Raw genomic sequence first — 10,560 nt, 5'->3', positions numbered from 1 at the left:
CACCGCGGACGCCACAGCGCTCTTCGTCGTGCTTCTCGGTGAGCTGAGCCGGTGGGGGCTGGCCAGGGACGAGGTGGAGAAGCTGCTGCCGCACGCGGAACGAGCGCTGACCTGGCTGGTCGAGCGCGGTGACCGTGACGGGGACGGGTTCGTCGAGGACCAGCGGGCCACCGACCGCGGGCTCGCCAACCAAGGGTGGAAGGACTCGTGGGACGGCGTGACCTTCGCGGACGGGACCGTCGCCAGCGGCCCGATCGCCCTGTGCGAGGTGCAGGGCTACACCTACGCCGCATATCTCGCCCGGGCGCACTTCGCCTGGGAGGCCGGTGACGAGGACGCGCGTCTCGAGTGGGCGGAACGCGCCGCCTCGCTCAAACAGGCCTTCAACGATCGCTTCTGGCTCCCCGACCGCGGCTACTTCGCACTGGCCCTCGACGGCGCGAAGCGGCCCGTCGACTCGCTGGCCTCCAACATGGGCCACTGCCTGTGGAGCGGGATCGTCGACGAGGACAAGGCACCCGCCGTCGCCGAGCGGCTCCTCTCGCCGGAGATGTTCTCTGGCTGGGGGGTGCGCACCCTGGCCACGGACATGGGCGCCTACAACCCGCTGAGCTACCACAACGGGTCCATCTGGCCGCACGACAACGCGCTGGTCGCCGCAGGCCTGATGCGCTACGGCTTCGTCGAGGAGTCACGGCGGGTGGCCACCGGCGTGCTGGACGCCGCCGCCGCCTTCGGTGGCCGGCTGCCGGAGCTGTTCTGCGGCTTCGGCCGCGACACCTACGAGCGCCCGGTTCCCTTCCCCACGTCGTGCTCCCCGCAGGCCTGGGCGTCCGCGACACCGGTGCAGCTGCTCCGGACCCTGCTGCGCTGGGACCCGTGGGTGCCGCACGGCACCGCCTGGCTGGCGCCGGCGCTGCCGGAGCGCTACGCCGACCTGACGCTCACGAACCTGCCGCTCGCCGGGTCCCGGTTGTCCGTCCGCGTCCAGGGCGGCCGGTTGGCCGGGGTCGACGGGCTGCCGGATGGACTCGAGATCCGCAACGAAGCGCGGCCGGCGACGAGCGCGGTGCATGACGACTCCGCCGACGGGTAGTCCGGCCTCACCGTCCAGCCGGAGGTGTCATGAAGATCGCCCTCGTCGCGCCGCCGTTCTACGAGATCCCGCCGAGCGGCTACGGCGGGATCGAGGCCGTCGTGGCGCTGCTCGCGGACGGCCTGGTCGACAGTGGCCACGACGTCACGCTGATCGCCGCCGGCGAGCCCGGCACCCGTGCGCGACACCTCACGACCTTCGACGAGCCGCAGTGGCCCCGGCTGGGGACCCCTGAGCCTGAGCTGCTGCACGCGGCCAGGGTCTCGGGGCTGCTCGACGAGCTGCAGCCCGACGTGGTGCACGACCACTCCGCCGCCGGCCCGGCCTTCGCGCGCGACCGCCAGGTGCCGCTGGTCATCACCTCCCACGGCCCGGCGACCGGCGACTGGGGCGAGTACCTGGCGGCGGCCGGACCGGAGATGTACCTCGTCGCGATCTCGCAGGCGCAGGTCGACATGGCGCCACGGCTGCCGTGGCGCCGGGTGGTCCACAATGCCCTGGACGTGTCGGGAATCTCCTGCCAGCAGGACAAGGGCGACCACCTGGTCTGGCTGGGCCGGATGTCTCCCGACAAGGCCGCGCACGTGGCTATCGACCTTGCCCGCGAAGCGGGGCGGCGCATCCTGCTCGCGGGCAAGGTCAGCGAACCGGACGAGAAGGAGTACTTCGACCGCGAGGTCCGCCCTCGGCTCGGCGACGACGCCGAGTTCGTCGACGAGGTGGCCGGGGACGACAAGTACGCGTTCCTCGGCGGGGCCGCCGGCTTCCTGTTCCCGCTGGAGTGGGAGGAGCCGTTCGGCATGGTGCTGCTCGAGGCGATGGCCTGCGGGACGCCGGTCCTCAGCCTTGCTCGCGGGGCGGTGCCCGAGGTGGTCGTCGACGGCGAGACCGGGTTCGTGCGACGCCACGCAGCCGACCTGGTGCCCCTGGTCGACCGACTGGGCGAGATCGACCCGTCGGCGTGCCGGGCGCACGTGGAGGAGAACTTCGGGCCTGAGCGAATGGTCGACGGCTACGTGGAGGGCTACCGCGACTGCCTGGCGAGCACGGCCGGCTGACCCGTCGCGGTCGACCCGGCCCGGCGGCCGGCGCCGGATCAGGGGCCGGCGGCGGCCAGCACCTTGGCCCGGATGTCGGCCGGCGAGCTGACCGACCCCCCGCGGTCGCGCAGCCGGTCAGCGATCTCGGCTCGCTCGGCGTGGCACATGACACCGACCACGTCCCCCGGCCTCGCCTCGGCGAGCAGAGCCTCCAGGCCGGCCAGCTCGGTCGGGTAGGACGGCACGTCCTCGACGCCCACCGCGGCGGCGCCCTCACGCAGCAGTGCGGTCAGCTTGTCGACCTCGCGGCCGCGCAGGTAGTGCTCCTTGTGCGCGATCACCAACCGGTCGGATCCGCGAGCAGCCAGCTCGGCGACGCCGCGGATGATCTCGTCGGTGCGGTCGCCCGGGGTGCCCATCTCGAGCAGGACCCGCGCGCCGGGGATCCGCAGCCCGGACAGGACCTCCACCAGGGCCGAGACGCCGGCCTCGTTGTGCGCCAGGTCCACCACCACGGTGACGCCCGCCAGGTCGTAGATGTTCATCCGGCCCGGGTTGTCCTCCGGCCCCGGCGCGAAGGACCGCAGCCCGTCGACCACCGCCTCGCGGGGCAGCCCCACGCCCAGGCCGGCTCCGACGGCTGCCAGCGCGTTCTCGACGTTCACGTGCGACAGTCCGGAGAGGGTCACCGGCACGTCGACGACCGGGACCAGCTGGTCGGGGTCGCTGCCCGGGTCGAGCACGGTGACCGCGCCGTCGAGGAGGGTGACCGCGCGACCACCCTCGTTGAGAGCGGTCCGCAGCGACGGCGAGTCGGGGTCGCGCGAGAACACGCAGACGTGCGCGTCGGCGCCCCGGCGCATGGCGAACGTGCGGGGGTCGTCGCCGTTGAGCACCACCCAGCCCTCCTTGCGGGTGACCCGGGTGACGACCGCCTTGACCTCCGCGAGCTGGTCGACCGTGTCGACGCCGTGCAGCCCGAGGTGGTCGGCCGACACGTTGGTGACGACCGAGACGTCGTTGTGCGTGACGCCGATGCCTTTGAGCAGGATGCCGCCCCGAGCCGTCTCCGTGACCGCCAGCTGGACGGACGCGTCGTCGAGCACCTGACCGGCACCGCTCGGGCCGGAGTAGTCGCCGGCCTCGACCAGCCGGCCGTCCACGAACACGCCGTCGGTCGACGACCACCCCACCACCAGTCCGGCGCACCGGCCCATCCGCGCCACCAGGCGCGAGGTCGTGGTCTTGCCGTTGGTGCCCGTGATCGCGACCACCGGCACGTGCGGCCGGCGCAGGGCAGGCGGCTCGCCCGGGTCGGCACTGCGCACGAACGCGGCCGCCGCCTCGACCCGGCCGTCGACGTCCGGCACCCCGTCCAGGACCCCGGCCACCGCGTGGGCAAGCGCCTCGGCGCGCCCCCGGTGCCGCCACGGGTAGGCCACCACGAGCCGGTGCGGGTCGGGCAGCGGCCGGGCGCGCACGGCCAGCCGGGTCGCCCCCGCCTCCATGGCCACCTGACGCAGCAGGGTCGCGACGACGCGGCCGGCGAAGCGCTGGCGCAGGCCGGTGCCCCTCGCCCCGGGCCGCGAGACGGCCATCCCGAGAGCGCGGGCCACAGCCCGGGCGGCGTCGTCGTCGAGGTCCAGCAGCGACGAGACGTCGAGGGTCAGCTTGACGGCGGGGCGGGGGAAGTAGAGGTTGGCGCCCTCGAGGACGCGGAGCTCGACGAGGGCCGGCCGGTGCTCGCTCATGGGAGGTCCATCAGCAGGCCACCGACGGCCGGTCAGGCGCCCATGGCGTGCACGCCGCCGTCGACGTGAACGATCTCCCCCGTGGTGGCCGGGAACCAGTCCGACAGCAGCGCGACGCAGCCGCGCGCGGCCGGCTCGAAGTCGGCGGTGTCCCAGGTCAGCGGCGAGCGCGTGGACCAGACACCGTCGAACTCCTCGAAGCCCGGGATGGACTTGGCGGCGGTGGTCTTCAGCGGCCCGGCGGCCACCAGGTTGACCCGCACCTTGTCCGGCCCCAGGTCGCGGGCGAGGTAGCGCGCGGTCGACTCGAAGGCGGCCTTCGCCACGCCCATCCAGTCGTACTTCGGCCAGGCGACCGTGGCGTCGAAGGTCAGCCCGACCACCGACCCGCCGTCCGGCATCAGCGGCCTCGCCGCGACCGCGAGCGCCTTGAGGCTGTACGCCGAGATCTGGACCGCGGTCGAGACGTCGTCCCACGACGTGTTGAGGAAGTTGCCCCCGAGGGCCGCCTCGGGGGCGAAGCCGATCGAGTGCAGCACCCCGTCCAGGCCGTCGACGTGCTCGCGGAGCCCGTCGGCCAGCGCGTCGAAGTCCTCCGGCTTGCTGGCGTCGAGCTCGACGATGGGCGGCGTCGTCGGCAGCCGCTTGGCGATCGTCTGGGTGATGCGCATCGTGCGCCCGAAGGAGGTGAGAACCACCTCGGCGCCCTCCTGCTGGGCGATCCGTGCCACGTGGAAGGCGATGGACGAGTCCATCAGCACTCCGGTCACGAGGATGCGCTTGCCGTCGAGCAGACCCATCTGCCGTCCTCTCTCAGTGGCCGATCAGAGACTGTCAGTGACCCATCCCGAGGCCGCCGTCGACCGGCAGCACGGCCCCGGTGACGTAGGACGCGTCGTCGCTCGCCACGAAGCGCACCACGCGAGCGACCTCATCGACGGAGCAGAAGCGGCCGAGCGGGATCTGGGACCGGTATGTCGCCTGCAGCTCCTCACCCAGCTCGGCGGTCATGTCGGTCTCGACGAAGCCGGGCGCGACAACGTTGAAGGTGATGCCGCGAGAGCCGAGCTCGCGGGCCAGCGACCGGGCGAGCCCGACCAGGCCGGCCTTGGATGCGGCGTAGTTGCTCTGCCCGGCCGACCCGAGCAGACCGACCACGGACGAGATGAACACGACCCGGCCGCGCCGGAGGCGCAGCATCCCCTTGGACGCCCGCTTCGCGACTCGCCACGACCCCGCCAGGTTGGTCTGGACGACGTCGGCGAAGTCCTCCTCGGACATCCGCATCATCAGCTGGTCACGGGTGATGCCGGCGTTGGCAACCAGGACCTCGACCGGACCCTGCTTCCCCTCGACGTCGGTGAAGGCCGCGTCGACCGATGCCGGGTCGGTCACGTCACAGCGCACGCCGAGCAGGCCGTCCGGCGGGTCCCCGGACCGGTAGGTGACGGCGACCCGGTCACCGTCGGCGGCGAGTGCCCGGGCGATGGCGAGCCCGATGCCCCTGTTGCCACCCGTCACCAGGACGCTGCGCCCGCCCGCCGAGCCCGGTGCCATGTCGTGCGTCGACGCCTGCGCTGAGGTCTCGTCGGTCACGGTCGGGACGGTATCGGCTACCGGCGGGTTCACCCAAAGCGCCCGCCACGGGCGGCACTGGCTAGGGTCAAGTCCGATGCGTGCGATCCAGGTCAGCCGCTTCGGGGGTCCGGAGGTCCTCGAGGCCGTCGACCTGCCCGCTCCCGTCCCCGGTCCCGGCCAGGTGCTGATCGAGGTGGCCACCGCGGGCATCAACTACGCCGACACCCACCAGACGTCGGACGACTACCTGGCCCCTCAGCAGCTGCCCTTCGTCCCCGGCGCCGAGGTCGTCGGGCGGGACGGCGACGGCCGCCGGGTGGTCGCGCTCCTCGGCAAGGGCGGGTACGCCCAGCAGGCGCTCGCCAGTCCGAACGCCACCTTCCCGGTGCCCGACAGCGTCGACGACACGGCGGCCCTCGCGCTGGTCGTGCAAGGCACGACCGCCTGGCACCTGCTGCGCACCAGTGCCCGCTTCGTGCCCGGCGAGAGCGTCGTCGTGCACTCCGCCGCCGGCGGCGTCGGCACGCTCGCCGTGCAGCTGGCCCGCGAGATGGGCGCGGCCCGGGTCATCGCCACCGCGTCGACCTCCGAGAAGCGCGATCTCGCTCGGGACCTCGGCGCCCACGTGGCACTGGACCCGGCGACCGACGACCTGACGGCGGCCCTGCTGGAGGCGAACGAGGGCAAGCCCGTCGACATCGTCCTCGAGATGGTCGGCGGCCGGGTCTTCGACGCCTCGCTGGCCGCGCTGGCGCCGTTCGGGCGCCTGGTGACGTACGGCCTGGCGTCCCGCGAGGCCCCGGCGCCGGTCCACGCCACCTCCCTGATGGCGACCTCACGGGCCGTCATCGGCTTCTGGCTGGTGCACGCCCTTCGGCTGCCCGGAGGCCTCCGGCCGGCCATGGAGGAGCTGGTCGACCTGCACGGGGCGGGCCGGCTCCGGGTGCTCGACGGGGGGCGTTATCCGCTGGCCGAGGCCCGTCGGGCGCATGAGGATCTACGGGCGCGACGTACCACCGGCAAGCTCACGCTCGACTGCACCGCCACCGACTGACGACGACCGATGACGACCTACTCAGACCGTCAGGGAGCACCTGTGACCGCAGAGATCGACGCGGCGTTCACCGACCTTCCGCTGCGACGGCTCGCCGACGCCGCGCTGACCCGGGCGCGCGAGCTGGGGGCCCAGCACGCCGACCTGCGGGTCGAGCGGATCCGGGACCAGAGCATGAGCCTGCGCGATGCACGCCTGGACGGGACCAGCGACCGGGAGGACGTCGGACTCGCCGTCCGGGTGGTGCACGACGGCACCTGGGGTTTCGCCAGCGACGTGGCGCTCACTCCCGAGGCAGCGGTGCGGATCGCGGAGCGCGCAGTGGAGGTCGCCAAGGTCAGCCGGCCGCTGTCGACCGAGCGGGTCGTGCTCGCCGACGAGCCGGCGCACGGTGACGTCACCTACGTCTCGGCCTACGAGCTCGACCCCTTCACAGTGCCGGACAGCGACAAGGTCTCGGTGCTCGCCGACTGGAGCGCGGCCCTGCTCGCCCACGACGTCGTCGCGCACGCCGAGGCCGTCGGGCACATGGTCATGGAGAACAAGTTCTACGCCGACCTGGCCGGCACGACGACCACCCAGCAGCGGGTCCGGGTCAACGTTCAGCTCGAGGCGGTCGGCGTGGACAAGGAGTCCGGCCGCTTCGACACCATGCGCACGCTGGCGCCGCCCGTCGGCCGGGGCTGGGAGCACGTGACCGGCTCGTCGTGGGACTGGGCGACGGAGCTGGACGAGCTGCCCGGCCACCTCGCCGACAAGCTGCGGGCGCCGTCGGTCGAGGCCGGCACCTACGACCTGGTGATCGACCCGTCGAATCTCTTCCTCACGATCCACGAGTCGATCGGTCACGCCACCGAGCTCGACCGGGCACTGGGCTACGAGGCCAACTACGCCGGCACCTCGTTCGCGACGTTCGACCAGCTGGGCTCCCTCGCGTACGGCTCCCCGGTCATGAACGTGACCGGCGACCGCAACACCGAGCACGGGCTCGCCTCGATCGGCTACGACGACGAGGGCGTCGCCGGGCAGCAGTGGGACATCGTCAAGGACGGCGTGCTGGTCGGCTACCAGCTGGACCGGGCGATGGCCCGGCTCAAGGACCTGGGCCGCTCCAACGGCTGCGCCTTCGCCGACTCCCCCGGCCACGTGCCGATGCAGCGGATGGCCAACGTGTCGCTGCAGCCGGCCGAGGGCGGCCCCTCGACGGAGGAGCTCATCTCCCGGGTCGACGACGGCATCTACATCGTCGGCGACAAGAGCTGGTCGATCGACATGCAGCGCTACAACTTCCAGTTCACCGGGCAGCGGTTCTTCCGGATCGAGAACGGCCGGCTTGCCGGACAGCTGCGCGACGTCGCCTACCAGGCGACCACCACCGACTTCTGGGGCTCCCTCGAGGCGGTGGGCGGCCCGCAGACGTTCGTGCTCGGCGGTGCGTTCAACTGTGGCAAGGGCCAGCCGGGCCAGGTGGCCGCGGTGAGCCACGGCTGCCCGACCACGCTCTTCCGCGGCGTGCGGATCCTCAACACCCAGGCGGAGGCCGGCCGATGAGCACCGTGCAGACCGACGTGAAGGCGCAGGAGGTCGTCGAACGCGCGCTGGCGCTGTCCGAGACGGACGGGTGCGTCGTCATCGCGCAGGAGACCAGCGACGCCAACCTGCGGTGGGCGGCGAACACGCTGACCACCAACGGCGTGATGCGCGGACGTCAGCTGACCGTCATCGCCACCGTCGGAAGCTCGGAAGGCACCGCCACCGGTGTCGTCGGGCGCAGCAACGTCGGCCTGGACGACGTGGAGGCGCTCGTGCGCTCGGCCGAGAAGGCCGCCCGCGAGAGCCGCTCGGCCGAGGACGCCAAGCCCCTCGTGGAGCCGGGGGACGTCCCGGTGTCCGGCGTCGGCTGGGACGAGGCGCCCGCGGAGACCTCGATCGGCGTCTTCTCGTCGATGGCTCCGGCCCTGGGTGAGGTCTTCGTGCGGGCCAGGGCCGAGGGTCGCGAGCTGTTCGGCTTCGCCGAGCACCAGATGTCCACGCTCTACCTGGGCACCTCGACCGGGGTCCGGGTTCGGCACGCCCAGCCGACCGGACGGATCGAGGTGACCGGCAAGACCAGCGACTGGTCGCGGTCGTCGTGGGTCGGCCAGGGCACCCGCGACTTCTCCGACGTCGACGTCACCCAGGTCGACGCCGAGCTGGCCCGTCGTCTGGGCTGGGCCGCGCGCCGGGTCGACCTGGAGGCCGGCCGCTACGAGACGCTGCTGCCGCCCAGCGCAGTCGCCGACCTTCTGGTCTACCTCTACTGGACCGCGGTCGCCCGGGAGGCCGACGACGGGCGCACCGTCTTCAGCCGGCAGGGCGGCGGCACCCGGGTCGGCGAGCGGCTCGCCGACGCGCCGCTGCGGATCTGGAGCGACCCCAAAGCGCCCGGGCTCGAGTGCGACCCCGTGGTGTTCGCAGCGTCCTCCGCCGCGTCGCAGTCCGTCTTCGACAACGGGATGCCGATCGGCGAGACCGACTGGCTGGCCGACGGCGTGCTGACGTCCCTGATCCAGACCCGGCACTCGGCGGACATGACCGGGCTTCCCTTCACCCCCGGCGTCGACAACCTGCTCATGTCGTCCGGCGACGCCAGCCGGGGCCTCGACGACATGGTCGCCGGCACCGGGCGCGGGCTGCTGCTGACCTGCCTCTGGTACGTGCGCGAGGTCGAGCCGCAGAACCTCCTGCTGACCGGCCTCACTCGAGACGGCGTCTACCTCGTCGAAGGTGGCGAGGTGGTCGCCGAGGTGAACAACTTCCGCTTCAACGAGAGCCCGGTCGACCTGCTGGGCCGCCTCGCCGAGGTCGGTCTGCACGAGCGGACGCTGGCCCGCGAGTTCGGCGACTACTTCACCCGTACGTCGATGCCGGCCTGGCGGGTCGCCGACTTCAACATGTCGTCGGTGTCGAAAGCGTCCTGAGGCTCTCACCTGTGCATTTGTCGGCCGACCACCTCCGGAGTCCGCACACAGTCCGCAAGAGCGGCGTCTAGGATGGTCCGTGCGCGCTCGTCGTCGCCCGGCCAGAGGTGCGCGTACACGCCGAGGGTGACTGCGGCCGTTGCGTGACCAGCATCATCTGGACCTGCTTGACCGACGCTCCCCCAGCGATCAGCGCGCTGGCCGCGTAGTGGCGCAGGTCGTGGGTCTTGTAGCTCGTCCCTGTCGCCTTCCAGAGCGGCTTCCAGGCCGTGTAGGTGAGCGGCCGGCCGAGGTCGTCGGTGAAAATCGACCCGTCAGGTCCGCCGCCGTACATCGCTAGGTGCGCGGCGAGCTCGTCGACGACGACCTGGCCGAGCGGCACCGTGCGGGCGCTGCTGCGCGTCTTGGGCGGTATGAAGCCGTCGGCCCGGCTGTCCCGCTGCCGCTCGACCCGCAAGGACCCGCGCAGGAAGTCGACGTCACCGACCTGGAGCCCGAGTGCTTCGGAGATTCGGAGCCCGGTCCGGGCGAGCAGAACCTCGAGGGCCCGCTGCCGCGGTGCGATGCCGTCCGCGACGGCTGCGACCTCGCGGGCGCGGGAGGCTTCACCTCGGTCGTGGGCCGCGACGGCAGCTTGACTCGGGCGCAAGGTGACGCGGGCACGAGGAGGTCGTCGACTGCCGCGCCCATGAGCTGAGAGAGGACGCTGAAGATGTTGTGGACACTGTTGGCAGACCGCTCCACTGCGACGCCGGACACGAACGCCTGCACGTCCGAGCGTTTCAGCGAGGACAGGGGGCGGTCGCCGAACGCCGGCAAAATGTAGTTCGTCAGAGCGTTGTCGGTGATCAGGGCCGGTCCATGCAGTCGCCCGCAGGTAGCCGGGCCGGTGCACGAGGGTCGAGCGCCATTGCGCCGCGAACGCACCGACGCTGACGCGGGCAGCCTTCGGGTCGATGTAGCGGCCGGTGACGACCGCGGCCGTCGTCTCGTCGAGGTGGCGGCACTTGCGTCGCTGCGGAAGTCCCGCCGAGTGATCCCGCGCTCCCATCGCTCCGGTGACTGCTCGAGACCGGGCGGC

9 protein-coding genes are annotated in these 10,560 nt (G+C 72.4%); 5 read left to right on the top strand and 4 right to left on the bottom strand.

Annotated features, from left to right (window positions below; genetic code table 11):
- A partial coding sequence (locus tag VK640_06745) for an amylo-alpha-1,6-glucosidase (GenBank protein ID HTE72881.1) occupies positions 1 to 1,096 on the top strand: 1,096 nt, incomplete at its 5' end.
- Between the two features lie 29 nt (positions 1,097 to 1,125).
- Entirely contained in the window at positions 1,126 to 2,154 is a 1,029-nt protein-coding gene (locus tag VK640_06740; GenBank protein HTE72880.1) for a glycosyltransferase family 4 protein, read from the top strand.
- A 38-nt stretch (positions 2,155 to 2,192) separates the two neighbouring features.
- Here the strand turns inward: VK640_06740 and VK640_06735 are convergent, their stop codons facing one another.
- The 3 genes from VK640_06735 to VK640_06725 are packed head-to-tail and all read right to left on the bottom strand — an operon-like array spanning position 2,193 to position 5,444.
- Entirely contained in the window at positions 2,193 to 3,887 is a 1,695-nt protein-coding gene (locus VK640_06735; GenBank protein HTE72879.1) for a Mur ligase family protein, read from the bottom strand.
- A gap of 32 nt (positions 3,888 to 3,919) precedes the next feature.
- Positions 3,920 to 4,687 carry an enoyl-ACP reductase FabI gene (gene fabI / locus VK640_06730; GenBank protein ID HTE72878.1) on the bottom strand — a complete coding sequence of 256 codons (768 nt, stop codon included), beginning with the start codon at positions 4,685 to 4,687 and terminating at the stop codon, positions 3,920 to 3,922.
- Positions 4,688 to 4,721: 34 nt separating this feature from the next.
- Positions 4,722 to 5,444 (bottom strand): beta-ketoacyl-ACP reductase, encoded by a 723-nt coding sequence (locus VK640_06725; protein ID HTE72877.1) that lies wholly within the window; start codon positions 5,442 to 5,444, stop codon positions 4,722 to 4,724.
- Between the two features lie 115 nt (positions 5,445 to 5,559).
- Between VK640_06725 and VK640_06720 the strand changes: the two genes are divergently transcribed.
- Genes VK640_06720 through VK640_06710 form a run of 3 tightly spaced genes read left to right on the top strand, consistent with a single transcriptional unit; the run spans position 5,560 to position 9,479 of the window.
- The gene (locus tag VK640_06720) at positions 5,560 to 6,519 is read left to right on the top strand and encodes an NADPH:quinone oxidoreductase family protein (GenBank protein HTE72876.1); all 960 of its coding nucleotides are present in this window, start codon (positions 5,560 to 5,562) and stop codon (positions 6,517 to 6,519) included.
- Between the two features lie 42 nt (positions 6,520 to 6,561).
- Positions 6,562 to 8,070, top strand: coding sequence for a TldD/PmbA family protein (locus tag VK640_06715; GenBank protein HTE72875.1), 1,509 nt, complete (start codon positions 6,562 to 6,564; stop codon positions 8,068 to 8,070).
- Positions 8,067 to 9,479: a metallopeptidase TldD-related protein gene (locus VK640_06710; protein ID HTE72874.1), complete on the top strand. Its 1,413-nt coding sequence runs from the start codon at positions 8,067 to 8,069 to the stop codon at positions 9,477 to 9,479. Before VK640_06715 ends, VK640_06710 begins: the two co-directional genes overlap by 4 nt.
- Positions 9,480 to 9,546: 67 nt before the next feature.
- Here VK640_06710 and VK640_06705 read toward each other — a convergent pair whose 3' ends face one another.
- Positions 9,547 to 10,128 (bottom strand): site-specific integrase, encoded by a 582-nt coding sequence (locus VK640_06705; protein HTE72873.1) that lies wholly within the window; start codon positions 10,126 to 10,128, stop codon positions 9,547 to 9,549.
- Positions 10,129 to 10,560: the final 432 nt, after the last annotated feature.

The sequence above is a fragment of the Actinomycetes bacterium genome (genome assembly GCA_035489715.1).
In the GTDB taxonomy this organism is placed as follows: domain Bacteria; phylum Actinomycetota; class Actinomycetes; order JACCUZ01; family JACCUZ01; genus DATHAP01.
The sequence above is the reverse complement of the archived record's forward strand: the minus strand, read 5'-3'. Positions and strand labels throughout refer to the sequence as shown.